Here is a 25,095-nt window from a genome sequence, read left to right as displayed (position 1 = left end):
ACAATTGATCCCCAGGATCAATCACTTAACATCCTCACCTCCGCAGACCAATAACCTGAAGGGTGAGGAGGAATAGTGATCGATCCAGTGAATCGATCACCCAACGAACGCGCAAAGCGCACGACCTAAGGTTCAAATCCTACTCCCGCAATCAAAACAAATAACCCGCTCAACCTACAAAAATGAAACTGGAAGCACCAAAGGTCGAGCGTTTCAAAACATCCCAAAGGGTCCGGAGCCGATGCAAGACGTGATAGGCCGATTTCCGATCAACGGTGCTCGATGCGAATCTGATCCTGCATAGCAGGTAGTAAATTTATTAAAAACAACATTAAAACATTGATTTAAAACATAATTTGGACACGCTGGGCGCACGTCCAACGCATCTCTGCTGTCTAGCTCTGGTCCGGTTCACAACCGGAATCGGAGCTTAGGTAATGCTGGGAACCTATAAGTCTTTTGGACCACACAGAGTACAACCGAGAGCGTATCAAAAAACCAAAGGCCAAACTATTAGGGCCATGATTTTCAAATCAGTTTCCGGAGTTCTGACGGCGGCAATGGCCATTCTATCCCCTGCAAATGCCCAACATTCGATGGTCGTCAAAAGTGACCGCGGCGGGTACCTGCACGACCGGCTGATCGAATTGGAAAACCTGCAGCGCAACGGAATCCGCGTCGAGATCCGTGGCCGGGTCTGCTATTCAACCTGTACGATGTTCCTGGGACTGCCGGGAACCTGCGTTGATCCCAATACGACATTCGGTTTTCACGGACCCTCGCGCAGCGGTCGTCGTCTGGCCCCCGCTGACTTTGAATACTTCAGTCAGGTGATGGCTGACTACTATCCAGAACCTCTCAGAAAATGGTTCATGGACAAAGGTCGCAATCGAATAAACGGAGTTCACAAAATAAAAGGCTCTGAGATTATCCGTTTGGGTATCCCCGCTTGTCGAACTGCCTGAGCCAGGGCTTGTACAAGCAGTTGCGTAGGGATATGACGCCTTGGTTCTTTCTTTGTGGCACCTAAATACTGTGGTGACCCTGATAACACTGCCACCTAGGAGATCTATCAAAAGTGCTGGCATCCCTGTTTCAACGCTATCGGCGCCGGTCGTCTTTTCTACCGCCTGCGCCGGAAGACCCGATCTGCATTATTGGGGATGTGCATGGCTGTATTTCTCAGTTGGAAAAGCTGCTTCCTAAAATTCCCCAAGACCATCGTGTCATGCTTGTTGGTGACTATGTCGACCGCGGAGAAAACAGCGCGGACGTCTTGCGCCTGCTCATGGGGTATTCGGGTTTCACTTGTCTGAAAGGAAACCACGAAGACATGATGCTGGATTTCCTGCGCGACCCCGGAAAATACGGTCCGCGCTGGTTGCGTTATGGCGGCCTGCAAACCTTGGCGTCCTTCGGTGTACGAAGCGTGCGCGCCGAGATGAGCGAGGCTGAGCTAACCGATAGCCGTGACAACCTGTTGGCAGCTATGGGCCCAGCACTAGTCAACTGGGTGCATGAATTGAAGGTCTTTGACTATTCCGGTAATGTCCTGACCACGCATGCAGGTGCAAATCCCCAAACAGCACCGGATCAGCAATCAGCAGAAACATTAATGTGGGGCCACCCAGAGTTCAGAACGGTTGATCGTCGCGACGGTGTCTGGGTCGTGTACGGCCATACGATCGTCGACGAAGCCAGCGCGCAACATGGGCGGATCGCGATTGATACCGGAGCTTTTGCGACCGGCGTTTTAAGCGCGGTTTGCCTTGACGGAGGCGAACCTAGGTTTATCCGCGCCCGTCCTTGAAAGGTTGCCTGCCAAATTGGTTTCTGTTCCAGGCCAGTGTTCCACCCCACCCAATAAATCACTTTTGTCGGCTTTATTCGAAACTGAAACCATAGATTCAGCCCAAGTTTTAGTGACGGCCTGCTCAGTTTTCCCAGTCTAACGATCGGGGCACACCAGGCTTCTTTTTCTGGGCAAACTAGTCGCTGGCCTTGTCAGAACAAGCCAACTTGACTAGGAGCAATAGGAACCGCGTCAAATTATTGAGCTTTTTATGCTGATCAGCCCTGTCCTTCTTTGCGGAGGCTCCGGCACGCGCCTGTGGCCACTATCTCGAAAGAGCTATCCGAAGCAATTTGTTCCACTTGTAGGTAATGAGACGTTGTTTCAGGCGTCCGCCCGCCGGTTGTCAGGCAAAAGCGGGGGATTGGAGTTTACAGCCCCGCTGGTTCTGACCAATTCGGATTTTCGATTTATTGTGACAGAACAACTACAAGCAATCGGAATTGACCCCGGTACGATCATGATCGAGCCCGAGGGGCGCAATACAGCCCCAGCCGTTCTTGCGGCTGCACTTCATGCCTATTCCAAAGATAACGCTGCAGTTCTTTTAGTCGCGCCATCGGATCATGTTGTTCCGGATGCGGAGGCCTTTCACGCCGCAGTAGAGCGGGGTTTGGATGCCGTCGACCAAGGCCAGCTGGTGACGTTTGGGATCACTCCTACCCACCCTGAAACCGCCTATGGATACCTAGAACTTGCTGCGGTACCAGGCGGTGATGGGGCTCCGGTTCCATTGAAGCGCTTTGTTGAAAAACCCGATCTCGCCAGAGCGTCCGAAATGTTGGAAGCCGGAAACTACAAGTGGAACGCGGGGATATTCCTGTTCCGCGCGGCGGATATCATTGCGGCCTTTAAAGCGCACGCACCGGATCTGATGGAACCGGTAAAGGCGGCCGTGGAAACAGCGGAACCCGACCTCGGGTTCTTGCGCCTGAATCCCAACAGCTGGGCACAGGCCGAGGATATATCCATCGACTACGCAGTCATGGAAAAAGCAACCAACCTGTCTGTAGTGCCATTTGACGCCGCCTGGTCAGATCTGGGCGGTTGGGATGCAGTGTGGCGCGAAAGCGGCCCTGACACGCAGGGCGTAGTAACAAGCGAAGGCGCAACGGCGATCGATTGCCAGAACACACTGTTACGCTCGGACAGCGAACAGTTGGAAATCGTGGGCATCGGGTTGGAAAACATCATTGCCGTCGCGATGAATGACGCGGTGCTGGTTGCAGATACGTCGCGTGCACAAGACGTCAAAAGGGCTGTTAGCGCCCTCAAGGAAAAGGGGGCTGCACAGGCCACGGATTTCCCGAAGGATCATCGCCCCTGGGGATGGTTTGAAAGCCTGGTAGTCGGGGATCGCTTCCAGGTTAAGCGCATTCACGTTCACCCCGGCGCATCCCTTAGCCTGCAAAGCCATTTCCACCGCTCGGAACACTGGATCGTAGTTGAGGGTACGGCCCGGGTGACAATTGATGATCGCGAGCAACTGCTCACCGAAAATCAATCTGTCTACATTCCGCTTGGTGCCGTCCACCGAATGGAAAACCCCGGCCAAGTGCCGATGGTCCTGATCGAGGTTCAAACCGGAAGCTACTTGGGCGAAGACGATATCGTCCGATACGAAGACATTTATGCGCGCGGGCAGGGCGCGAAAGGCTGAACTGCAAGATGGAAAGCAACGTGCGGTGGTCTATCGGGTCGTTAAGCCGCTCTGTCTAGTTTTCCGCTGACTGACACAGACAGCGAGACAGCACCATGACGACCAATCCATTCAACGACCGAGTTTCCAGCCTTGCTGGACCTGCGCGCGACATTGTCCCCGTAGTAGCTTCGGACTCATCTGATCTGGCCGATGTGGCAATCGGGCTTTACGTCGAAACTGGCGGTGCGGTCGTCTTTACCACTGTACAGGGCGAAACCCGCACCGTTCAGGTGGCTGACTTCTCAATCCTGCCCGTCGGCGCAATTCGTGTACACGCGACCGGGACTACGGCAAGCGGTGTTCACGCTTTGGTTTTGGCGTAAGGCAGATCCAATAATGTTTGAAAATCGCTCGCCCATCCCGCGCGGTCCTGGGCGGGCATTACTGATCTGTTGTGACCAGCATATTTAGCAGCGGTATTAAATTGGCGCCGACAAAGCCCGTCTCTCCATCGCAGTTCATTTACCGGTGGCCAGCTGCGTTCAGGGCGATGCGCCTTCCATTTACCAAAAGAGCCAATTGTCGAACTTCGAAAATGGTTTGGAATCAAGAAGTTTGCACTCATCAGGAACTGACCCGAAATCTTGTTCGGCAGCGCCTAAGGCTAGCAGGCTAAACCCGAATAAAATTGTTTTGCGATGCCGCGTTTGCGGTGCGGATTTCGCTTTAGAATGCAAATTTTTGACCGGTCCTGAGCCCAATATGAGCGGTCAAAAGAAAATATACTCAAATTTAAATTATTCATTTGACGGAATCATAGAAAAGTTACTAAACGATGAACGCCAGATGAGTTCTTCATCTGAAATTTGACTGAAAATTTAGTAATGTGTTTGAGCGGTTATGTTTGACTTTAACTTTACTGACCCGCAGCTTCGCGACTCCGCTGTTACAGCTGAGTCTTCACGTGCGGCCCCGACGATCCTCTTTCACCTTGCTAAACGCGGCTTTGATCTTTTCGTTAGCACGATCTTCCTGCTGCCTCTTGCCATTCTGTGTGGAGCCGCATTGCTGATCCTGAACCCATTCTGGAACAAGGGTCCATTGTTCTTCGCACAAGAGCGCATGGGCCGTGATTGTACGCCCTTTACGGCTTATAAGTTTCGTTCGATGCGTCCTGCTCAGAAAATTGATCGGGGTGCGGATTGTCCTTTGGAAGAAGACCGGATCACGCCTCTGGGTCGGTTTCTTCGCAAAACCCGGCTGGATGAATTGCCGCAGATAATAAATGTTTTTAAGGGTGACATGAGCTTGGTGGGCCCTCGTCCGGACTATATCGAGCATGCCCGTGAGTATTTGTCCCAAGTGCCAGGATACCAGGAGCGCCACGTTGTTCGCCTCGGGATCAGCGGCTGGGCGCAGGTCGAGTTGGGGTATATCGAAGGCACGGATGCAACCCGTCGCAAAGTACAGGCAGACCTTTACTACATTGCCAATTCCAGCCTTTCTATGGAGGCACGGATCGTATGGCGCACGCTTTCCGTTATGTTACGTCGGGGTGGTGCTTGATTTTTGTTTTGTTTTTTTCGCGTTTAAGGTGAGTTTGATGTGCTGCGTTTTGGGATGGATGGCGTAGCGGCATTTGGTCTGGGATGACGCGGTCGGATGGGTCGCCTTTTGGTTGATTTGATCGCAATCGCGGCCTTTTTTAAGGCACAAAAAAATTGCATTTTCACCACAAACACAAAAGAAATGCGCCTTCCGTAACATTGAGGCAAGACGTTCTGCGGGAAAGCGTTTAGGTCGTCGTCCTAAAAAAGCGATAAAGCACGTGAAGATTCGAGCGGTATTTTTGAGGCGGAAAAGCCTGTTGGCTTTGGTGTGCGCTGTTGCGACGGGCATGGCGCAGGCGCAGTCTGTGTCCACCTATGGCACCCCCGGTCTGCTTGAGATCCCGACAGCCGAGATGTTCGATGACGGCGAGCTGGTGTTCACCGCGGCGGGGCTGCGGAATACCGGTCGGGCGACGATGACCTTTCAGTTGCTGCCTTGGGTGCATGGCAGTTTCCGCTATGCTTTCATCGACAGGCTCCGAGGGCCCGGCACCACCTTGTATGACCGCAGTTTCGACGTGCATTTCCGGCTGCGTGAAGAAAGCAGGAATGGCCCGGCGATCGTGATGGGGTTACGCGACTTTGGCGGCACCGGTGTGTATGCGGCCGAGTATTTCGTGGCCACCAAGACGTTTCGTGACCGGTTCAAGCTGACCGGGGGCATCGGCTGGGGGCGCATGGCCGGACGCGGCGCGTTCTCGAATCCGCTGGGCATATTCGGAAGCCGGTTCGATACGCGGCCCCCGCCCAACTCGAACGGTGAGGGGGGTGAGCTGGAATTTGGCAACTGGTTCCGTGGCGATGCCGCCCTGTTCGGCGGTGTCAGCTGGCAATATAACGACCGGCTGACCTTTCTGGCCGAGTATTCCCCCGATCTTTATACGCAGGAAGCCGTCGAAGACAGTTTCCGGGTCAAATCACCGATCAATGTGGGTGCGCAGTACCGGTTCAAAAACGGGTCGCAGCTGACAGCCTCTGTGCTTTATGGCGAGTCGCTGGGGCTGACCTACAGCTATTTCGTCAATCCGCGCAAAGCGGTGACGCCGGGCGGGCAGGGTGCTGCCCCTCCGCCGTTACAGCCCGAGGCGCAGGTCGCAGCGACAACGGCCGGGCGGGGCTCGGAGGATATCCGGGCGCGGATGCAGGCTGCGCTGAACCAGGAAGGGCTGCGGCTGGTCTACCTGTCCGAGACCGGCGACACGGTCCGCATCGGGGTCGAGAACAACCGCTATAACCAGGCTGCGCAGGCCCTTGGCCGGACCGCCCGCGTGCTGGCCAATGAACAGCCGCCCCAGAGCGAACATTTCGACATCGCGCTGATGTCGAACGGCGTGCCGCTGAGTGCGGTGCGCGTCAATCGTGATGACCTTTATGAGCTGGAACATGACCCCGACAATGCCTGGCGCAGCTTTGCCCGGGCCGAGGTCTCGGACACGCTGCCGCTGGTGCAGGGGGGTATCCTGAGTGATGCCTATCCGCATTTCTCATATCGGTTCGGCCCCTATCTGAACTTCTCGTTCTTTGATCCCGACGACCCGCTGCGATACGAGCTGGGCGCCGCGCTGGAGCTGGATTACACCCTGTCGCCGGGCCTGACCTTCTCGACCGGCCTGCGCCAGAAGATCTTCAGTACGCTGGATGACAGTACCCGTGTCTCGGACTCGACCTTGCCGCATGTGCGCTCGGACTGGGCGATCTATGCGCGCGAATCCAATCTGCGGGTCGAGCATATGACCGCCGAGTATATGTGGCGCCCCGGCGAGAACCTCTATGCCCGCACCACGCTGGGTTACCTCGAGACCATGTTCGGCGGGCTTTCGTCCGAGCTTTTGTGGTATCCCACCGACAGCCGTCTGGCCCTTGGGGCCGAGGCCAACTATGTGGCCCAACGTGACTTTGACGTGCTGTTCGGTTTTCAGGATTACAACGTCTTCACCGGGCATGTCTCGGCCTATTACGATCTGCCGGGCGAGTATCACGCGCAGGTCGATGTCGGGCGGTATCTGGCCGGGGACTATGGGGCTACCTTCACGCTGGATCGCGAGTTCAACAACGGCTTCAAGGTGGGCGCGTTCTTTACCCTGACCAATGTCAGCTCCGAGGAGTTCGGCGAGGGGTCGTTCGACAAAGGCGTCCGGTTGGAGATCCCCGTTTCGTGGCTGACCGGGCGCCCGTCGCGCAACAAGATCGCGCAGACCATCCGACCCGTCCTGCGCGATGGCGGCGCACGGCTGAACGTGCGCAACCGGCTTTACGGCGTGACCCGCGAGGCGCGCACGCAGGACCTGTCCCGCGGCTGGGGGAGGTTCTGGCGATGAAGGCCCTGCGCACCTGCCTGCTGGCCCTGGCGCTGATCTCCTGCGGTGAAGCGCAGGAAGATGTCGACCTGCTCAAGGGGACGCTGTTTCCCAACGCGCCCCGGTTCAATCCGCGCGCCGAAGCGCTGGCCGCGCGCCGCCCGATCCCACCCCGGCTCGAGGTTGGCTTTCCGACCCGTGATCTGGCCGGGGTCATGCTGTTGGAGACCGAGCGCGCCGGGGTGCAGACCTGGCTGACCGCGGATGGTGCCACCATCACGCTGGAGCAGGGCATGCTGACCTCGGCCCTGGGCTTTGGCGGCGGTCTGAGCGGGTCGGATGTCCGCCAGAGCGCCGATCTGGTTCTGGGCGGTGGCAGCGGTCAGGTCGAACGGTTCCACAGCTTTCTCAATGGCAATGACGAGATCGACCTGCGCGCTTATAAATGCCGGATCACCCAAGCGGGTTCTGACACCGTCGTGCTGCGTGGCACACCCGTCGCCACGGCAAAACGGCAAGAGGATTGCTATGGGGTGGCGGATCGTTTCACCAACGTTTACTGGGTGCGCAACAGCACCGGCCGGATCGTCCAGTCCTCGCAATGGACCGGGCCGTTTCTGGGCAACATGTTCATAAAGGTGGTGCCCGATGACAGTTAAGTTTCTGACCCGTGGAGGACGTATTGTGCGCCATATCCCACTTTTCCTCAGTGCGCTGGCCCTGACCGGCCTGATCACCGGATGCTCGACCATCTACCGCAGCCCCTCGGTGACGGCGGGCGTCTCGGACGCCGGCAAGGTCCGCGTTGTGCCGGTGACACCGGAAACGGTACTGGTGGCCAACCGCTCGCCTTATGCTCCCAAGACCCTGCCATCGGTGTTCGGACTGTCCGCCGGCTCGGGTTCCAGCACCAGCCTGCGCGGCACCGGCCCGCTGCCCGAAGCACCCTCGACCCAGGACGGATCACGCGCCGGGCTGCAGTTGGACCCGCCGCCCCAGGTCAACCCGGGGCCTTACACCATCGGCATCGGCGACGTGCTGGTGTTGTCGACCCCGTCCACGCAAGGAACGGCCGGAGAGTTGTCGGGCCTTCTGGCCGCGCAGAACAGCCGCAACGGCTATACCGTTCAGGATGACGGATCGATCAACATCCCCGATGTCGGCCGCGTCCGGCTGGTCGACCTGACCGTGGACGAGGCCGAGGCGCTGCTGTTCCAGCGTCTGGTGGAAAACCAGATCGACCCCACCTTTAGCCTCGAGATCGCCGAGTTCAACTCGCGCCGCGTTTCGGTCGGCGGTGCCGTTGGCCAGCCCGGCGTGCAGCCGATCACCCTGACCCAGCTGACCCTGGGCGAGGCGCTGTCGGCCGCCGGATCCGTCTCGGTCAGCGATATCGACAACTCCTCGGTGCGCCTCTACCGCGACGGGCAGGTCTATCAGATCCCGCTGGAAGATCTTTATTCACGTACCGAGTTGCAGAACCTCAACCTGATCGCCAATGACTCGGTCTTTGTGGATACCGACTATGATCTGGACCGTGCCGAGCGCTACTTTGCCCAGCAGATCCAGCTGCGCGACACCGTGCTCGAGGGCCGCCAGACTGCCTTGCAGGAACTGAACACGGCGGTCAATCTGCGCCGCGATGACCTCAATGAGCGCCGCGACAATTTCCTCCAGTCCATCGAACTGGATGCCGTCGACCGCGACTATGTCTACCTGTCAGGCGAGGTCCGCACCCAGGGCCGCTATCCCTTGCCCTTCAACCACAAAGCTACCCTGGCCGACGCGCTCTTTGACACCGGTGGCGGTGTGGCCAAGGAAACCGGCGACGCCTCCGAGGTTTACGTCCTGCGCGCCGCACAGGACCCCCGCGAACTCGGCGCCGTCACCGCCTGGCACCTCGACACCAAAAACGCCGCGCATCTTACACTCGCCGCACAGTTTGAACTGCGATCAAACGACATCATCTTCATCGCAGAAAACCCGGTCACAAAATGGGGCAGAACCGTCAGCCAGATCGTTCCATCCCTCATCACAACACCAATCAACGCGGCCGTTAACTAACAAAAGAGCACCGCCGGATACCTGAGGCGGTGCGCAAACATCCAGAGGCGACTTTGCCGCCACCACCTCCGAAACGCTCCTGCGGTATTCTGAAACCCTGCAATCGGTAGATGAACGTCAAAAACAAAACCTCAAAAGCACAGACTTGGATGGGTTGGCAGCAACTGAAGTATTGTCGAAATCACACTGCGCAATGCCACGGAATGTGGTCAAACGGAGCTGTGTTCATTTCGTCTAAACAATGAGCTTGGCTGGCCACATGGGTCCTTTGAAAAGTCATGACCACCGAACATTGCGACTTGTGTGCAGGCGTGGCGTTTGGTAGCGCTCAAGTCCGAGCGACTTGAAAAATCGACTGATATTCAATCGGCGCCCTTTGGGTCGGCCTTGCGCGGTAGCCTGAGATAATACCAAATGACCAGCAAGCGAAATGAGCTTCCGGAAATTGCAAGTATTCGCGTGCTTCGGCTTTTTCCAGCGGTCCCGGACATGTTTCTACGAGCCTTGGCAAATACTGGCACGATTGTGTTTGGACTTTTGATAAAACCTGTCGAATGGCTACGCTGATCCGCGCGTTGCAGGTGCGGAAGTTGGAAGAGATCGGGGCGCATTGTATGGAACTGAAAGTCGATGATCCATATGCCGACTCGTTTGGATCTTGAATGGAGATTGGTCCCAAAGTGACTCAACGCAAAGTACTCATTACCGGCACCGCCGGATTCATTGGCTTCCATTTGGCCAAACTGCTTCTGGTAGAAGGCTTCCGGGTGCATGGCTACGACGGGATGACGGACTACTACGACGTCACTTTAAAGCAGAGACGGCACGCGATACTGCTGCAGAATTCCGGGTTCTCTGCGACCGAGGGAATGCTTGAGGATCAAGCCAAATTCGATCAGCTTGCCGACGAATTCCAGCCTGATGTTATTGTGCATCTCGCTGGGCAGGCCGGCGTTCGCTACAGCCTCGAGAACCCTCGCAGCTACTTGGATTCGAACGTGATCGGCACCTTCAACGTGATGGAAGCGGCGCGTCGGCTTGAAGTAAAGCACCTGCTGATGGCATCGACGTCCTCGGTCTATGGCGCGAATACCGAAATGCCGTTCACGGAAATGGAAAAGGCCGACACGCAGCTTACCATTTATGCGGCAACGAAGAAGGCCAATGAAAGCATGGCGCATTCCTATGCGCATCTTTGGAACCTTCCGACCACGATGTTCCGTTTCTTCACCGTGTATGGGACTTGGGGACGACCTGATCTTGCGCTTTATAAATTCGTTTCTGCCATGATCGAAGATCGTCCAATTGATATCTACAATCATGGCGACATGTATCGTGATTTTACCTACGTTGACGACTTGGTGCGCGGAATTCGTTTGCTGATCGACGCTGTGCCGGAAAGACCAGAAGACGGGGTCGTTCCTGAAGGGGACAGCCTGTCGCCGGTTGCACCGTATCGCGTCGTCAACATCGGGAACTCTGACAAGGTCCGGCTGTTGGATTTCGTCGATGCGATCGAGGACGTGCTGGGAAAGAAAGCAATCAGAAATTACATGCCGATGCAGAAGGGCGATGTCCCAGCGACCTGGGCCGATGCATCGCTGTTGCAAAGTCTGACAGGATATCGCCCGCAAACGGATTTCCGTGATGGAATAGCTCGATTTGTTGATTGGTACCGCGAGTATTACAATGTCTGAAGCTACACTGCTGTCATTCTCTCTAGGCTCGACCAAAATTGCCGTTATCGGCTTGGGCTATGTTGGCCTGCCGCTTGCTGTCGAATTCGGTAAGCACCGACCGGTCATCGGCTTCGACATCAACGCCCGCCGCATTGATGCACTGCGGGCCGGACATGATTCGACCCTCGAGGTCGAAGACGACGAGCTTACGAGCGCAAAACATCTGAGTTTCACAAGTGCGCTTGAGGATATTGCTGACTGCAATGTCTATCTCGTTACCGTTCCGACCCCGATTGATGTGCACAAACGCCCTGATCTGACGCCGTTGATCAAAGCTTCGGAAGGTATCGGCAAGGTACTCAAGTCCGGCGATATCGTGGTCTATGAATCAACAGTCTATCCCGGCGCAACCGAAGAAGATTGTGTGCCGGTGCTCGAAGCTGTGTCAGGCTTGCGGTTCAACAAGGACTTTTTTGCAGGCTACAGCCCCGAGCGCATTAACCCTGGCGACAAAACGCATCGCTTGACCAAGATCACCAAGGTCACCTCGGGCTCGACCCCCGAGGTCGCTGATTTCGTTGATAGGCTATATGCCTCGATCATTGAAGCCGGGACACACAAAGCGGCCTCAATCCGCGTGGCCGAGGCTTCCAAGGTAATCGAGAACACCCAGCGTGATCTCAATATTGCCCTGATCAACGAGCTTTCCGTGATTTTTAACCAGATGGGGATCGACACCGACGCTGTGCTTGAGGCCGCAGGTACCAAATGGAACTTCCTGCCATTCCGTCCGGGCCTTGTCGGTGGGCATTGTGTCGGTGTTGACCCCTACTACCTGACTCATAAGGCAGAATCGATCGGGTACCACCCGCAGATCATCCTGGCAGGGCGCCGCGTTAATGACGGAATGGGCGCATACGTAGCCAAACAACTGATCAAAGCTCTGTTGCGTCAGCGCATCCACGTTCAGGGCGCTCGGGTTCTTTTACTGGGCCTGACGTTCAAGGAGAATTGCCCCGACCTGCGCAACACGCGCGTTGTGGATGTGATTGCTGAATTGCAGGAATACGGTGTTGAAGTTGATGTCCACGATCCTTGGGCAGATGCTGACGAAGCTAAGGTAGAATACAACCTTTCCCTGACGCGAGACCCTGCTGTGGGGGTATATGATGGGCTCATCCTGGCTGTCGCGCATAACGAATTCTGCGAAATGGGTCCGACAGCCTTACGCAAACTTGGAAAAGAAGGGGCGGTCTTATTCGATCTCAAGTCCGTCTTTGAAGCCTCCGAGTCAGACCTTCGACTGTAAATAGGTCGAAGTCATGGCCCAGTTGAGCTTTCGTGTCGCGGGATTGGCTGTTCAGTTAATGGCCAGTACAAGATCCGGCCAGAAAAACGAAGTGAACGGTTGGAAGCCGTTTTGCTCGTGATCAACGATCTGTTGTGTCCGGTGGAATCTATCACCGCCCAGGTAGCTTTTTCGGCGGAACTTTTAGTCCGCGCCGAACAAATCGCGTGTGAACACTTTGGCCGCGACGTCCTCAAGTTCCGGGTTGAATCGGTTGGTGACGATCAGGTCAGCTTCGGCCTTGAAGGCGTCCAGATCCTGCACAACTCGCGAACGGTAAAACTCTTCGTCCTCTAGCGTCGGTTCATAAACGATGACCTCGACGCCTTTGGCTTTCAGGCGCTTCATGATGCCCTGAATCGAGGATTGGCGGAAATTGTCGCTGCCTGCTTTCATGACCAACCGGTGAATGCCCACCACGCTCGGACCCTTCATCAAAATTTGGTCCGCCAGAAAATCTTTCCGGGTCCGGTTGGCGTCTACAATCGCGCGGATAAGGTTTTGCGGAACGTGATTGTAGTTGGCCAAAAGTTGTTTGGTATCTTTGGGCAGGCAATAGCCTCCATACCCGAACGACGGATTGTTGTAATGTTCGCCGATGCGAGGATCCAACGAGACGCCTTCGATAATCTGGCGTGTGTTCATACCGCCGGCCATCGCGTAGCTGTCCAATTCGTTAAAGAAGGCTACCCGCATTGCCAGGAATGTATTGGCGAACAGTTTGATCGCTTCGGCCTCATCAGGGTCGGTGAACAAGACCTGTACATCCTTTGATTCCGCTCCTTCAAGCAACAGGTCCGCAAAGACCCGTGCCCGCTCCGAACGTTCGCCAACGATTATGCGGGACGGATGCAAATTGTCATAAAGCGCGTGCCCCTCACGCAGGAATTCCGGAGAAAATAGAAACTGTTCACTATTCAGTTCGGTGCGCAGGGACTGGACGTAGCCCACCGGGATAGTTGATTTGATAACAATCGTAGCATCGGGGTTGACTGAATTCACTTGCCGGATCACGTCCTCGACGCTGGATGTGTTGAAATAGTTGGACCTGGGATCATAGTTCGTGGGTGTCGCCACGATGACGAATTCGGCGTCTTCGTAGGTTGGCTCCGTAGTCGCCCTGAGCGAGAGCTTTCGGCTTGCAAGAAAGTCCTCCAGTTCGGCGTCGACAATCGGGCATTGGCCGGAATTTACCATCTGAACACGGTCCGCCGAGATGTCTATCGCTGTGACATCATGATTTTGCGCCAACAAAACAGCGTTGGACAGGCCAACATAGCCCAGGCCCGCAACAGCAATTTTCATTCCTCTGCCCTCACTCTTAAAAAGCGGTTCGAAACCCGCCTTATTCATAGCTTGGTGAGTGTATAGGGGTATCTCCACCTCGAACACAACATTTGGGGAAAACGCCGTGTTTCGGCGGGTATGGGACAGGAAACTTTTGCCCGGCAGGGAAGCAAAGTACGTGTTTTCAGTAACGTCAAAATCCCGCACGCGGCATAAATGAACGCGGATCGAGATGAAGGTCTTAGTGTTTCGCAACCTGTCCTTGTGTTAAGATTTATGGGGCGATTACCACGCCTGTGGTCGGGATGTGATGAACTGGGTTTACGTTTCTCGATTTCCGCGCCGGTTCTAAGGTCAACGGCGGGACCTGCGATTTCTGATCCGGTCGTATGAATTGCGATTTGGCCGAAGGAACGACCGGCGTTGATATTGCCTGCAAGGAAAAATACCACGCACTAGGGCAGTGGAAGGCAACCAGGCAGACCCGCCGGGAGTACAAGCCGGGCACCCAACCCGTAAAGCGATTTTGCAAACTCTGTGGTATCGGATGCCACGGTGACGCTGAATTGTGAGGCTGCAAGCACCGATACGTCCTTGGGCATGTTTTGCATCAAGGTGCCCTGAGGGAAAACCACGACATAGGCCGGGGCTTCGTCAGTCAGGAGGGCGACAATTGCCAGCGTGGCCAGCCAACCCACAAACAAAAGCGGCAAGGCGACCAGGACGGATCTAATAGTCATGAATATGCTCCAGCCGTAGATCGGTACCTTCCATTTCCCGCAACCGCTGCATTAGATGTGGAACTTTCACTACGATCAGGTGGCGGTAGTCGCCGAACCCTTGCCTTTGTGCGCTGAATATTGCGCCGTCGACCGAGGGCCGATCCGAGATCGCCGTAAAGAGAATTTCGTCGTTTCCGGCCATTTCCAACACGTCCACACCGTCCAAGGCCATCCGCTTCAGCAGCTTCGTAAGCGCGCGATAACGGGGCGTTTCGATCTCAAACTGCCCATTGTTAGAGCCTATGGTTCGGACGTCTGTATAGGCAACGAGATCTGGTGCTGTTGTAGCGGTCACGATCATGCGCAATGTCAATTCATCTGCACCAACCTGCGCTACGGCTTGCTCGATCACTCCGGCATAAGCGTCCTTGACGGCGTATTCCAGGCCAAGCGCCGCACGCCTTTCGTTGTCTCGCAACGTGTCGCCCGGGTGATCGCGCAGGCTTTGGGCATCTTCCGAGAACGGCCATTTGTACCACGGAACTTGCTGCAGAAACGCCGCGTATTTTGTTGCCTGCTGTGCCGACAGATCGTCCAGCTGCGCGCGCTGCGGCCCGCGCAATGCAACAAACACGCGCCCAATCGTTTCTTCGTAAGCCGCTTTGAGCGCCAACTCGGCGGTAAAGCTGGTTCCGATCACATAGACCATCTGTTTGGTGCCGCCATCAATACCGCCATGAGCCGAGGCTGTTTCGGACAAGGCGCAAAGCGACGTCCAGAATCCGGCAATACCGCTCAGAAAGCCATAATCGTGTGGATCGCCCTGTTTTAGAGTCTTTGCATAGTCTTCGTAGGCATGAACGATGTGCCATTCTGGATAGGTCATCAGCGTGCGGGATTCCGGCCGGTGGTAATCGGCGTCGATCAGGGCCTCGTAAGGTTCGGGCGTACCATCGCCCCGGCACATCGTTTCGACATAAAGTACCGGAGCGGCCAGACCGATCCCGATGACGACCAGCAAAAGCACCAGTCGCCGTGCCCATCTCCACAAAAACCTCATGCGGCGCGGCTCGCATCCCGCAGCCCGGCCCATGCGGCAATCCCGCCCAGTGCCAGATGGGGCAGGTTGGCTAAGAACCGACCAAGCGACAGGTCAATTCCTGCGGATTGATTGGTAAAGATACCCAAATCCAGATAGCCATAGCCGGTGAAAAATCCAAAGATGCCATCACCGAGATAGGCCAAACCGAACAGGATCAGGAATATCCGCGCGGCCCGATGCGAAATTAGCCCTGCAGCTAAGGCCCACAAAGCCGATGCCACGTGAAGCGCGTCATCATAGATATCCAGCGCAAAAATGCCAAAGGCGAGGCCGTTTTCATCCGTCAGGCCGGGGATGTAGTTGAGCGACGCAGCGATCATCAGCGCGACGAAATATACCAGACAGAGTTTTTGCAGATTGGTCATAGGCGCCCCAGATAGCTGTCCCAAAGGTTGTTCGTCAGTACAAGTTGCGGATCCAATTCGCGTTTGGCCTGTACAAACTCGGCAACCCGCGGATAGGCATTGGTCAATTGATCCAGCGTCGCATGCGGGCGGTAGGGCAGGTAGTATGCGCCGCCAATCTCGACGATCCGGTCGATCAGAGTCTGCGTCATGCGGGTCATATCAGCCTCGCCCCGCTGGGTCATTTCCTGGCTGAAGGACATCACTGCTGCGATCCGAGGTTCGGAAGCGAAGGACAGCACCGCCTGATCGTCTTGCCCCACATATCGCAGCGTGACGTTCAGGAATTCCTGATACGAGGCCGGGATCACTTCACGGCAGGCGGAGAGAAAATCGCCAAACGCGTCGAACCCGACGAAGTACTCGTGCAGAATGTCGGTGCGGTCCGGATTGCGGTCATCCAACGTGATCACGGGTTCGTTGATTAACGAGTTTCGGGTCGCTTCCCCTCCGCCCAGCATCGGCCCCAGTTTGGTTTCGTTCCACCAGCGGAAGGTTTTGAAGGCCTCGTTGCCCAGTTGCGCCCGATAGAGACGACTGGCTGCGTGGGACATCCAGCCCGAGCCCGTTGCGGGTGGCAGCTCAGTCTGGTTCACGCTTTCCCGGTAAGTCACCAGCAGAGCCTTTTGAAAGAACGTGTCCCTCTCGACGTTGAGTCTGCCATAGGCCATTGTCACCGCAGGATCATTGATCGCGGCTTGAAAAGCACTGGCAAACGATCCTGCATCCATGACCTCAAAGGCCGGTGCTAACCGCGTGTTCGGAACCATCTCGACCTCAAGATCGACAACTACTCCGATCAGCCCATACCCGCCCATAGCGAGATTGAAGAGATCGGCGTTTTCGCTGGGTGAGCAAGTGACAAGATCGCCCGAGGGCAGGATCATGCGGAGGGATCGAACAGTTGACCCCATTGGGCCAAATGGAACTGGCCAACCATGAGCGTTGACCGAATAGGTAGCAGCGACTCCAAAGTCGTGGTTGGACTGCATCACCTTTGGCGACCATCCCGACGGGTCTAGCGTCGATATTACTTGTGACCAGCGCGCACCGGCATGGGCCAGATAGGATTGCGCCGTGCTGTCGATCTGGACTGCGCCGTTGTCGAAGGTGATCGCGATACCGTTTCTCGGAATAGCCTGCCCGCCCATCGAATGTCTGGCTGCGCCCACATTGACGGGCCGTCCTTGTGTCTTTGCCTGCGCAAGTTCATTGCGGATGGATGTAATCAGCGCGTCTCCGGCATCCTCACTCATCACAATGTGCTGGTGAACGGGTGTCGGTGACAACCCGCTGGCATCGTTCATGATGTTGGGGTCCGCCGTGGGCGCAGTGCGCTTTGTTCCCTCGTAGACAGGCAAATTCGGTCCCAGCCAATTTGAAAGCCCCCAACCTGCCACGCCACCGGCCGCAAACAGCGCGGCCCTTCTGGTGAATGTCTTCATGAGTCCGCCTCTTGAAAATTCCTGTCTGAAATATTTTGGAGCATTTCCGTCAGTGCGTCCTGAAAGGCCGAAGGGTCTTCAATCTGCGGAATATGTCCGACGCCCTGCAAGATCACAAGTTGCGCATCAGGTACCAAAGCAGCCAGGTGCCCAGCTTGTTCAACGGGTGTTACAGTATCTTCCTGTCCCCAGATCAAGCCCACCGGCAATTTAAGATCCCGCCAGTTTTTAGGCCGCGTACTCATCGCGTCTTGCGGTGCCAAGAAAAGCTGCGGCAGCCAATGTGCCACGGCCCTCGTGTATCCCTCACGTTGCATAGGTTCTTGCAACACCGCCACGATTTCCGGCGAAGCTGCATCTTTGTTGAAAAGAAAGCTTCGTAGGAACTGCCGGGTCAATAGCGGGTTTGAAACCGTGGCCGATACTAAATGCTCGCGAACAGCCTGATTGCGCAGGAAAATGGGTGTGGACTTGGCGGTTTCGTGCCCGCCCAGCGCAATGGCACCGCTGACGACCACAAGGCCGGAAACCAGATCCGGGCGGCGCATGACGGCTTCGCTGATGGGACCGGCACCGATGGAATGGGCCACAACAATCGGTTTGCGGTCGAGAGCTTCGAGCAAACCAATGACACGGTCGGATTGCCTGACCCGGCTGTAATCCCCTTTTTCAGCGTGTTCGGACCAACCAAATGGGGGCATGTCAAATGCGATTGCGTGAAATCCGGCCTCTGCCACTGCATCCAATGTCGGTCGCCACAAACCCGACCACGCCGCCGTTCCGTGGGCAAAAAGAACTGTGGGGGTATCGCTGGGCCCCTGTTCCAACAGAAACACGGCGCCTTCGGTCGTTGCAACCAGTCGACCCTCTTTTGGCAATTCAGCACGCAGGTTGCCGACTTCGCGTGCACCTGCAGCCAGTCGAAAACCGATCAGCACTAAGCTGACGAGCAAGATGCCCGAGAGTACAACCTTAAGAAACAATTTCATGCTGTATTAGATTATTGACTGAAGAAATTTTGCAAGCCACGGAAATCCTGACTTGTTTGGGGTTTGAACGGCGTTTCCGACCATCGCCTAAGCTGACAGCGTCAGGTTGGCTTGTTAGGATCTGTTCATCCTGATCAAGAGGGCTTTTTCATGCTTTTTATAACAAACAGATTCCCGACCCAAAGTATCCGCACCCGCAAAGGACGCCGATTTACATTTGATCTGGACAATAACGCGCCTTCAAACTCAGTGTTTTATTGTGAAAAGGGCGAAGACGAACATCACACCGAAATCACCAGCAAAGAGCTCTTGCGGCGCGTTCGTGACAGCGATCGCCGCCAGATCCTGTTGTATCTTCACGGGTTCAACAACCTGCCCGAGGATGTGTTCGAAACAACAGCCGAGCTTCAGCGCCTGTGCGATCAGGCCCAACCGGGGGAAGTGATGGTGTTGCCGCTGATCTGGCCCAGCGATGCCAAGCAAGGGATCGTTCAGAAATACTGGGATGACCAGAAATCCGCAGACCAGAGCGGGTTTTCCTTTGCACGGGTGCTGGAGCGGTTCATGGAATGGCGTGACAGTCCCGACAACGAGCCCGAAACAGATCCGTGTTTGAAACGGATCAACCTTCTGGCGCATTCGATGGGCAATCGGGTTTTGCGCCAAACGCTGATAGAATGGGATCGGTACGATCTGGCGTCGGGCGTGCCCCTGTTGTTTCGCAATACCTTCATGGTCGCCGCAGATGTCGTCAATGAATCCGTACATGAAAATGAGCCCGGTGTGCTGGTCAGCCACGCTTCGCGGAATGTGGTTGTCTATTTCGCCTCTGACGATCTGGCGTTGCGGGCCAGCAAGGCGGCAAACCTCAGGAACAAAGTTGCGTCTCGCCGGTTGGGTCATACTGGGCCAGAGAACATCGACCGAACCCCGCACAACATATTTCAGGTTGATTGCGACGATATCAATACGGCCTATGACACGCCTACCGGTCACAAGTATTTTGGTCCGGTTTCGCCGGGCGGCGAGGCTGGTCTGGTATTCCAGCATATTTTTCAATGCGTCCAATCCGGGCGCGTTTTCCCAGATGATCCCCATCAGCGGTCGGTCATTCTGCGCTGAACCCGGTATTCGGGCTTTTCAATTTTGATCGGAAATCCAGATAGTTCACAATCTGGTGTTGCAACCGCCAGAATGATCTGGATTATCAGCATCACCATGACCGTCAAAATCGGTCTGCCGTTCCGTGGAACGGTGCTAACGAAAAACGGGGAGACCATAATGAACCTGAAGAACCTGATGATCGCTGCCAGTGCGACCGCATTGATGGCGGGCGCCGCATCGGCGGAAACGCTGCGATGGGCACGTGCTGGTGATGCGCTGACACTGGATCCGCACTCGCAAAACGAAGGTCCGTCACACACAATACGGCACCAGATGTACGAGCCGCTGATCATCCGCGACGTAACAGGCGCGTTTGAACCTGCGCTGGCGACCGAGTGGGGTCCCAAGGCTGATGACCCGAATGTCTGGGTTTTCAAGCTGCGCGAGGGCGTGAAATTCCATGACGGCGCAGACTTCAACGCCGAAGACGTGGTGTTCAGCTTTGAACGGGCCAAGCAACCCAATTCGGACATGAAAGAGCTGATCGGTTCGATCACCGAAGTGCGTGCGGTTGACGATTACACCGTCGAGATCGTTACCGACGGTCCGAACCCGATCCTGCCATCGAACCTGACCAACCTGTTCATTCTGGACAAGGGCTGGGCCGAGGCGAATGACACAGTCAATGTGCAGGATTTCGAAGGCGGCGAGATCACCTATGCCACGACCAATGCCAACGGTACGGGCCCTTACGTCCTTCAGAGCCGCGAGCCTGACGTCAAAACCGTGATGGTGCGCAACGACAACTATTGGGGCATCGACCAGTTCCCGATGGAAGTGACCGAGATTGTCTATACCCCCATCCAGAACGCTGCGACCCGCGTTGCTGCGATGCTGTCGGGTGAGGTGAACTTCCTGCAGGATATGCCGGTGCAAGACATTGACCGGGTCAATGGCGCCGATGGCCTGATGGTCAAGCAAGCCCCGCAGAACCGTGTGATCTTCTTTGGTATGAACCAGGGTTCGGATGACATCGAAGCGGACAACGTAGACGGCAAGAATCCTCTGGCCGATGTGCGTGTGCGTCAGGCGATGTCGATGGCGATCAACCGTGATGCGATCAAGCAGGTCGTGATGCGCGGCCAGTCGCAGCCCGCAGGTATGATTGCACCGCCCTTCGTGAACGGCTGGACCGAAGCGATGGACGGCGAGTCAGCCACGAACCTGGAAAAGGCTAAAGAGCTGATGGCCGAGGCTGGTTATCCCGATGGCTTCTCGCTGCGTCTGGACTGCCCGAACGATCGCTACATTAACGACGAAGCGATCTGTCAGGCGGCCGTTGGCATGCTGGGCCAGATCGGCGTGACCGTAAATCTGGACGCCAAGCCCAAGGCACAGCACTTCCCGCTGATCACCGACGGCAAGACTGACTTCTACATGCTGGGTTGGGGTGTTCCGACATATGACTCGGAATACATCTTCAACTTCCTTGTCCACGGTCGCGAAGACGACATCGGCACATGGAACGGAACCGGCTATCAGGACGACGCGCTGGACTCGAAGATCAAGTCGCTCGCGTCGAATACCGACCTGGACGCCCGGAATGCTGACATCGCCGACATTTGGCGTGTGGTGCAGGACGAAGCGCTGTACATCCCCATTCACCACCAGGTTCTGAACTGGGGCATGGCCGACGGTGTTGGCATCGAAGTGGATGCCGAAGACCAGCCCAAGGTCAAATACTTCACCATTAAATAAGTCAGAACTTTTGACGATCAGACAGGGCGCGATTTTCGCGCCCTGTTTTTTGTTGCGATCTGAGATTTCCTTGCGCATGCGGCAAAAACCAAGAAAACTCGGCCCCAGAAACAGGGAGACATGACAATGATCCTCAGGAACAGCGCCATTGGCATTGCAATGCTGGCTACCACCAGTGTTCAGGCTGCAGATTTCAAATGGGCTTCCACCACGGACCCGCAAACCATGGACCCGCACGCGGTCAATTCGGCCCCGGTTCTGGGATTTCTTAACAACGTCTACGAAGGACTGGTTCGGCGCGACAAGGATATGAGCGTTCAGCCTGCCCTGGCCGTCAGCTGGGAACCGATTGGAGAGGGCGACGGCTGGCGATTTAAGCTGCGCGAGGGTGTAACCTTTCATGATGGCAGCACATTTGACGCGCAGGATGTTCTGTTCAGCTATCAGCGTGCCTCGGGCGAGGCCGCGGATACGCGTAGCTGGTTTGCGCCGGTCAGTGAGGTCATCGTGGTCGATGACTACACCGTCGACATCATGACGACAGCGCCGAACCCGTTGTTCCCATCCTCGATTGCCAACTGGATGATAATGGATCAGGGCTGGACCGAAGCCAATGATGCCGCCGTTCCGGACAAAGAGGCCGGAAATTTTGCGACCATCAATGCCAATGGCACTGGGGCATTCAAGGTCACCGAGCGCGAGCCGGGTCTGAAAACCGTATTGGAGCCCCACGAGGGTTGGTGGGGAGACGTCGAACACAATATCACGCGCGCCGAGTTTAACCCGATCCAGAACCCGGCCACCGCTGTAGCGGCACTGTTGTCGGGCGACGTTGATATGATCAATCCGGTGCCAATCCAGGACGTCGCGCGGTTGCAGGAAGACGGCGATGTCGAGGTCATTCAGGGGATCGAGGCCCGCGTAATCATGCTGGGCTTTGATCATGAGGCCGAGACGCTGAAATACACAGACGATGCGGGCAAGCCGAACCCGTTCCGCGATCCACGTGTGCGTAAGGCGGTGGCACAGGCCGTGAATGTAGATGCCATTCTGGCCACCATCATGCGCGGTAACGCCGAGGCGGCATCGCAATTGGTGAGCCCAGCCATGAGCGGCTATTCATCGGCCCATGCCGAACGCCCGGCATTTGATGTCGAAGCCGCAAAGGCTCTGCTGGCCGAAGCCGGATATGCGGACGGGTTCTCGTTCGGGCTGAAATGCCCCAATGACCGTTATCTGAATGACGAGGCTGTCTGTCAGGCTGTCGTGAGCATGCTGGCACAGATCGGGATCACGGCGGAACTGGATGCGATGCCGGTGCGCAACTACTGGCCCGAGCTGCGCGAAGACAACTATGACATGTACCTGCTGGGCTGGAGCCCGGGTACCTTTGACGCCGAACACCCTGTTCGCTTTTTGGTCGCGACGCCAAACGAAGAGAAAAAACTGGGCAGCTGGAACTTCGGTGGGTTCTCGAACGCGCGTGTAGACGAGTTGCTGCCAGCCATCCAATCCGAACTGGATCAGACCAAGCGTCAGGCCATGCTAGATGAGGTGACCCAGATCATTCAGGACGAACAGGTCTATGTGCCGATGTACGTGCAGCCTTTGGTCTGGGGAACACGCAGCAATATCGAGCTGACACAACGCCCCGACAACTTCTTTTTGCTGCGCTGGGTGACGGTGAACTGAAGGCGCTTGATTTTGGGATTGGCGCGGACCGGAACGGCTGCGCCAATCCACATCTTACACTGCATACAAATCCTATAGCGCAGAAATTAGGATCGCTTTGATACCTTCCCGTTAGCGATACCTTGACCATCTGGTCAGCCCGTGCATAGAGAAGCGGATCAATGGGGAAAGTGAATGTTCGCATATATCGTCCGAAGGATGCTCCAATCCGTGATCGTACTGCTGGTCGTGGGTCTGGTTGCATTTTCTATGTTCCGGTTTGTCGGCGATCCGATCGACAACATGCTGGGTCAGGAACGTACGCAAGCCGATATCGACCGGCTGCGCACCGAGCTGGGGTTGGATCAGCCGATTCCGGTTCAGTACTACAAATTCCTGAAAGAGGCCGTTCAAGGCAATTTTGGCGTGTCGTATCGTCAGGGACGTCCGGTTTCGACGATTATCGCCGAACGCGCGCCAGCCACGTTGGAACTGGCGTTTGTCTCGGGATTTCTGGCAATCACGATGGGTATCGCTTTGGGCGTATTCACAGCCATCCGACGACAAGGAGTCGCTGCGAATATAATCATGACCGTTTCGCTGATCGGGGTGTCCCTGCCTACCTTCCTGATCGGGATCTTATTGATCTACATTTTCTCGGTTGAATTAGACCTCTTACCCAGCTTCGGGAGGGGCGAGACCGTTATGATTGGCAACTGGTCCACCGGCTTCTTGACGACTTCTGGTCTCAAGGCGCTGATCCTGCCTGCGATTACGCTGGGTCTGTATCAGATGACGCTGATCATGCGGCTGGTGCGGTCGGAAATGCTTGAGGTTCTGCGTGCCGATTACGTCCGGTTTGCCCGCGCCCGCGGGTTGTCGGATCGGGTGATCAACTTCCGCCACGCGTTGAAAAACACCATGGTTCCGGTGATCACGATTACGGGTTTGCAGTTGGGCTCGATCATCGCCTTCGCCATCATCACCGAGACGGTGTTCCAGTGGCCGGGTGTTGGCCTGCTGTTCATCAACGCGATCCAGTTTGTCGATATCCCCGTCATGGCCGCTTATCTGATGCTGATTTCGGTCATGTTCGTGACGATCAACCTGATCGTCGATCTTCTTTACTACGCCATTGACCCGCGCCTGCGTGTCGACGCGAGGGCCACATGACCGATACCATCGAAACCCCTTCCGCCCCTACCAAGTCGCGTTTCTCCAAGTTCTGGGACAGCGATTTTGCCTGGTCATTCCGGCATTCGCCGGTCGCTATGATCGCGTCTCTGGTTGTGCTGATACTCGTACTGTCCGCAATTTTTGCGCCTCTCATCGCGCCATATAACCCGTTCGACCCGGCGTCGCTGAACCTGATGAACGGCTTTACACCTCCGGGCACACCAAACGCCTTTACGCAGGACACGTTCCTGCTGGGCACCGACGATCAGGGACGGGACGTTTTCTCGACCATCCTGTATGGCATGCGCATATCGCTGTTTGTAGGCGTGTCGGCGGTGCTGTTGGCGATGATCATCGGCATCGTGCTGGGGCTGGCAGCGGCGTATTTTGGCGGCTGGATCGAAACACTGATTATGCGCGTCGCCGATGTGCAGCTGACCTTCCCGGCCATTCTGGTGGCCATGCTGATCTTTGGTATCGCGAAGGGCGTCACGCCCCCGGAATACCGTAACGAGATGGCGATCTATGTTTTGATCATCGCGATCGCGTTGTCCGACTGGGTTCAGTTTGCCCGCGTCGTGCGCGGTGCGGCGCTGGTGGAAAAGAACAAGGAATACGTCCAGGCGGCCCGCCTGATCGGCCGGGGTTCGTTCCCGATCATGTTCCGTCATATCCTGCCCAACGTACTCAGCCCGGTTCTGGTGATCGCCACGATCTCGCTGGCGCTTGCGATTATCGCCGAGGCGACGCTCAGCTTCCTCGGTGTGGGTGCTCCTCCGACGCAACCGTCGCTGGGTACACTGATCCGCATCGGGCAGGGCTTCCTGTTCTCGGGTGAGTGGTGGATCCTGTTCTTCCCGGCCTGCACCCTTCTGGCGCTGGCCCTTTCGGTCAACCTGCTGGGCGACTGGCTGCGCGACGCGCTGAACCCCAAGCTGCGGTGAT

21 protein-coding genes are annotated in these 25,095 nt (G+C 56.2%); 15 read left to right on the top strand and 6 right to left on the bottom strand.

The window, feature by feature from the left end; all coding sequences use genetic code 11:
• The first annotated feature begins 560 nt into the window (after positions 1 to 560).
• From GOW16_RS19320 to tviB, 10 genes are all read left to right on the top strand, one after another.
• Positions 561 to 965, top strand: coding sequence for a hypothetical protein (locus tag GOW16_RS19320; RefSeq protein ID WP_254429848.1), 405 nt, complete (start codon positions 561 to 563; stop codon positions 963 to 965).
• Between the two features lie 113 nt (positions 966 to 1,078).
• A complete protein-coding gene (locus GOW16_RS19315; RefSeq protein WP_170418555.1) occupies positions 1,079 to 1,810 on the top strand; it encodes a metallophosphoesterase family protein in 732 nt (243 codons plus the stop codon).
• Positions 1,811 to 2,063: 253 nt separating this feature from the next.
• Positions 2,064 to 3,512, top strand: coding sequence for a mannose-1-phosphate guanylyltransferase/mannose-6-phosphate isomerase (locus GOW16_RS19310; protein WP_170418552.1), 1,449 nt, complete (start codon positions 2,064 to 2,066; stop codon positions 3,510 to 3,512).
• 95 nt (positions 3,513 to 3,607) lie between these two features.
• Positions 3,608 to 3,877, top strand: a complete 270-nt coding sequence (locus tag GOW16_RS19305) for a spike base protein, RCAP_Rcc01079 family (RefSeq protein WP_170418548.1) — start codon at positions 3,608 to 3,610, stop codon at positions 3,875 to 3,877.
• A gap of 517 nt (positions 3,878 to 4,394) precedes the next feature.
• On the top strand, positions 4,395 to 5,060 hold the full coding sequence (locus GOW16_RS19300; protein WP_170418545.1) for a sugar transferase: 666 nt from the start codon (positions 4,395 to 4,397) through the stop codon (positions 5,058 to 5,060).
• Between the two features lie 310 nt (positions 5,061 to 5,370).
• Positions 5,371 to 7,422: a YjbH domain-containing protein gene (locus GOW16_RS19295; protein WP_368039941.1), complete on the top strand. Its 2,052-nt coding sequence runs from the start codon at positions 5,371 to 5,373 to the stop codon at positions 7,420 to 7,422.
• Positions 7,419 to 8,060, top strand: coding sequence for a YjbF family lipoprotein (locus tag GOW16_RS19290; protein ID WP_170418541.1), 642 nt, complete (start codon positions 7,419 to 7,421; stop codon positions 8,058 to 8,060). The genes GOW16_RS19295 and GOW16_RS19290 overlap by 4 nt, the downstream gene beginning before the upstream one ends.
• Positions 8,050 to 9,465, top strand: coding sequence for a polysaccharide biosynthesis/export family protein (locus tag GOW16_RS19285; protein ID WP_170418538.1), 1,416 nt, complete (start codon positions 8,050 to 8,052; stop codon positions 9,463 to 9,465). Before GOW16_RS19290 ends, GOW16_RS19285 begins: the two co-directional genes overlap by 11 nt.
• A 680-nt stretch (positions 9,466 to 10,145) precedes the next feature.
• A complete protein-coding gene (locus tag GOW16_RS19280; RefSeq protein ID WP_368039940.1) occupies positions 10,146 to 11,162 on the top strand; it encodes an NAD-dependent epimerase/dehydratase family protein in 1,017 nt (338 codons plus the stop codon).
• Positions 11,155 to 12,453: a Vi polysaccharide biosynthesis UDP-N-acetylglucosamine C-6 dehydrogenase TviB gene (gene tviB / locus GOW16_RS19275; RefSeq protein WP_170418531.1), complete on the top strand. Its 1,299-nt coding sequence runs from the start codon at positions 11,155 to 11,157 to the stop codon at positions 12,451 to 12,453. Before GOW16_RS19280 ends, tviB begins: the two co-directional genes overlap by 8 nt.
• 183 nt (positions 12,454 to 12,636) lie before the next feature.
• Here the strand turns inward: tviB and GOW16_RS19270 are convergent, their stop codons facing one another.
• The 6 genes from GOW16_RS19270 to GOW16_RS19245 form a co-directional block, all read right to left on the bottom strand.
• Positions 12,637 to 13,797, bottom strand: coding sequence for a nucleotide sugar dehydrogenase (locus tag GOW16_RS19270; RefSeq protein ID WP_170418528.1), 1,161 nt, complete (start codon positions 13,795 to 13,797; stop codon positions 12,637 to 12,639).
• A gap of 437 nt (positions 13,798 to 14,234) precedes the next feature.
• Positions 14,235 to 14,519 (bottom strand): hypothetical protein, encoded by a 285-nt coding sequence (locus GOW16_RS19265; protein WP_170418525.1) that lies wholly within the window; start codon positions 14,517 to 14,519, stop codon positions 14,235 to 14,237.
• Positions 14,509 to 15,561, bottom strand: coding sequence for a hypothetical protein (locus GOW16_RS19260; protein ID WP_170418522.1), 1,053 nt, complete (start codon positions 15,559 to 15,561; stop codon positions 14,509 to 14,511). The genes GOW16_RS19265 and GOW16_RS19260 overlap by 11 nt, the downstream gene beginning before the upstream one ends.
• Entirely contained in the window at positions 15,558 to 15,968 is a 411-nt protein-coding gene (locus GOW16_RS19255; RefSeq protein WP_170418519.1) for a hypothetical protein, read from the bottom strand. Before GOW16_RS19255 ends, GOW16_RS19260 begins: the two co-directional genes overlap by 4 nt.
• On the bottom strand, positions 15,965 to 17,452 hold the full coding sequence (locus GOW16_RS19250) for an FAD-binding oxidoreductase (RefSeq protein WP_170418516.1): 1,488 nt from the start codon (positions 17,450 to 17,452) through the stop codon (positions 15,965 to 15,967). The genes GOW16_RS19255 and GOW16_RS19250 overlap by 4 nt, the downstream gene beginning before the upstream one ends.
• Positions 17,449 to 18,441, bottom strand: coding sequence for an alpha/beta fold hydrolase (locus GOW16_RS19245; protein ID WP_170418513.1), 993 nt, complete (start codon positions 18,439 to 18,441; stop codon positions 17,449 to 17,451). The genes GOW16_RS19250 and GOW16_RS19245 overlap by 4 nt, the downstream gene beginning before the upstream one ends.
• A 150-nt stretch (positions 18,442 to 18,591) precedes the next feature.
• Between GOW16_RS19245 and GOW16_RS19240 the strand changes: the two genes are divergently transcribed.
• From GOW16_RS19240 to GOW16_RS19220, 5 genes are all read left to right on the top strand, one after another.
• The gene (locus tag GOW16_RS19240) at positions 18,592 to 19,563 is read left to right on the top strand and encodes an alpha/beta hydrolase (protein WP_170418509.1); all 972 of its coding nucleotides are present in this window, start codon (positions 18,592 to 18,594) and stop codon (positions 19,561 to 19,563) included.
• A gap of 159 nt (positions 19,564 to 19,722) precedes the next feature.
• Positions 19,723 to 21,303 (top strand): ABC transporter substrate-binding protein, encoded by a 1,581-nt coding sequence (locus tag GOW16_RS19235; RefSeq protein WP_170418506.1) that lies wholly within the window; start codon positions 19,723 to 19,725, stop codon positions 21,301 to 21,303.
• Between the two features lie 126 nt (positions 21,304 to 21,429).
• On the top strand, positions 21,430 to 22,995 hold the full coding sequence (locus GOW16_RS19230) for an ABC transporter substrate-binding protein (protein WP_170418502.1): 1,566 nt from the start codon (positions 21,430 to 21,432) through the stop codon (positions 22,993 to 22,995).
• Between the two features lie 174 nt (positions 22,996 to 23,169).
• The gene (locus tag GOW16_RS19225; protein WP_170418499.1) at positions 23,170 to 24,147 is read left to right on the top strand and encodes an ABC transporter permease; all 978 of its coding nucleotides are present in this window, start codon (positions 23,170 to 23,172) and stop codon (positions 24,145 to 24,147) included.
• The gene (locus GOW16_RS19220) at positions 24,144 to 25,094 is read left to right on the top strand and encodes an ABC transporter permease (RefSeq protein ID WP_170418496.1); all 951 of its coding nucleotides are present in this window, start codon (positions 24,144 to 24,146) and stop codon (positions 25,092 to 25,094) included. The genes GOW16_RS19225 and GOW16_RS19220 overlap by 4 nt, the downstream gene beginning before the upstream one ends.
• Position 25,095: the final 1 nt, after the last annotated feature.

Origin of the sequence: Ruegeria atlantica (assembly GCF_013033965.1) — a bacterium.
Taxonomy (GTDB): Bacteria; Pseudomonadota; Alphaproteobacteria; order Rhodobacterales; family Rhodobacteraceae; genus Ruegeria; species Ruegeria atlantica_D.
This window is presented reverse-complemented; position numbering and strand designations above follow the sequence as displayed.

Excerpts from the sequence above, each read along its gene's own strand:
- GOW16_RS19230 (WP_170418502.1), top strand. The coding sequence starts at position 21,430 with ATGATCCTCAGGAACAGCGCCATTGGCATTGCAATGCTGGCTACCACC.
- GOW16_RS19270 (WP_170418528.1), bottom strand. The coding sequence starts at position 13,797 with ATGAAAATTGCTGTTGCGGGCCTGGGCTATGTTGGCCTGTCCAACGCT.
- GOW16_RS19220 (WP_170418496.1), top strand. The coding sequence starts at position 24,144 with ATGACCGATACCATCGAAACCCCTTCCGCCCCTACCAAGTCGCGTTTC.
- GOW16_RS19320 (WP_254429848.1), top strand. The coding sequence starts at position 561 with ATGGCCATTCTATCCCCTGCAAATGCCCAACATTCGATGGTCGTCAAA.
- GOW16_RS19285 (WP_170418538.1), top strand. The coding sequence starts at position 8,050 with ATGACAGTTAAGTTTCTGACCCGTGGAGGACGTATTGTGCGCCATATC.
- GOW16_RS19260 (WP_170418522.1), bottom strand. The coding sequence starts at position 15,561 with ATGAGGTTTTTGTGGAGATGGGCACGGCGACTGGTGCTTTTGCTGGTC.
- GOW16_RS19310 (WP_170418552.1), top strand. The coding sequence starts at position 2,064 with ATGCTGATCAGCCCTGTCCTTCTTTGCGGAGGCTCCGGCACGCGCCTG.
- GOW16_RS19225 (WP_170418499.1), top strand. The coding sequence starts at position 23,170 with ATGTTCGCATATATCGTCCGAAGGATGCTCCAATCCGTGATCGTACTG.
- GOW16_RS19305 (WP_170418548.1), top strand. The coding sequence starts at position 3,608 with ATGACGACCAATCCATTCAACGACCGAGTTTCCAGCCTTGCTGGACCT.
- GOW16_RS19255 (WP_170418519.1), bottom strand. The coding sequence starts at position 15,968 with ATGACCAATCTGCAAAAACTCTGTCTGGTATATTTCGTCGCGCTGATG.
- tviB (WP_170418531.1), top strand. The coding sequence starts at position 11,155 with ATGTCTGAAGCTACACTGCTGTCATTCTCTCTAGGCTCGACCAAAATT.
- GOW16_RS19290 (WP_170418541.1), top strand. The coding sequence starts at position 7,419 with ATGAAGGCCCTGCGCACCTGCCTGCTGGCCCTGGCGCTGATCTCCTGC.
- GOW16_RS19300 (WP_170418545.1), top strand. The coding sequence starts at position 4,395 with ATGTTTGACTTTAACTTTACTGACCCGCAGCTTCGCGACTCCGCTGTT.
- GOW16_RS19235 (WP_170418506.1), top strand. The coding sequence starts at position 19,723 with ATGAACCTGAAGAACCTGATGATCGCTGCCAGTGCGACCGCATTGATG.
- GOW16_RS19240 (WP_170418509.1), top strand. The coding sequence starts at position 18,592 with ATGCTTTTTATAACAAACAGATTCCCGACCCAAAGTATCCGCACCCGC.
- GOW16_RS19265 (WP_170418525.1), bottom strand. The coding sequence starts at position 14,519 with ATGACTATTAGATCCGTCCTGGTCGCCTTGCCGCTTTTGTTTGTGGGT.
- GOW16_RS19250 (WP_170418516.1), bottom strand. The coding sequence starts at position 17,452 with ATGAAGACATTCACCAGAAGGGCCGCGCTGTTTGCGGCCGGTGGCGTG.
- GOW16_RS19245 (WP_170418513.1), bottom strand. The coding sequence starts at position 18,441 with ATGAAATTGTTTCTTAAGGTTGTACTCTCGGGCATCTTGCTCGTCAGC.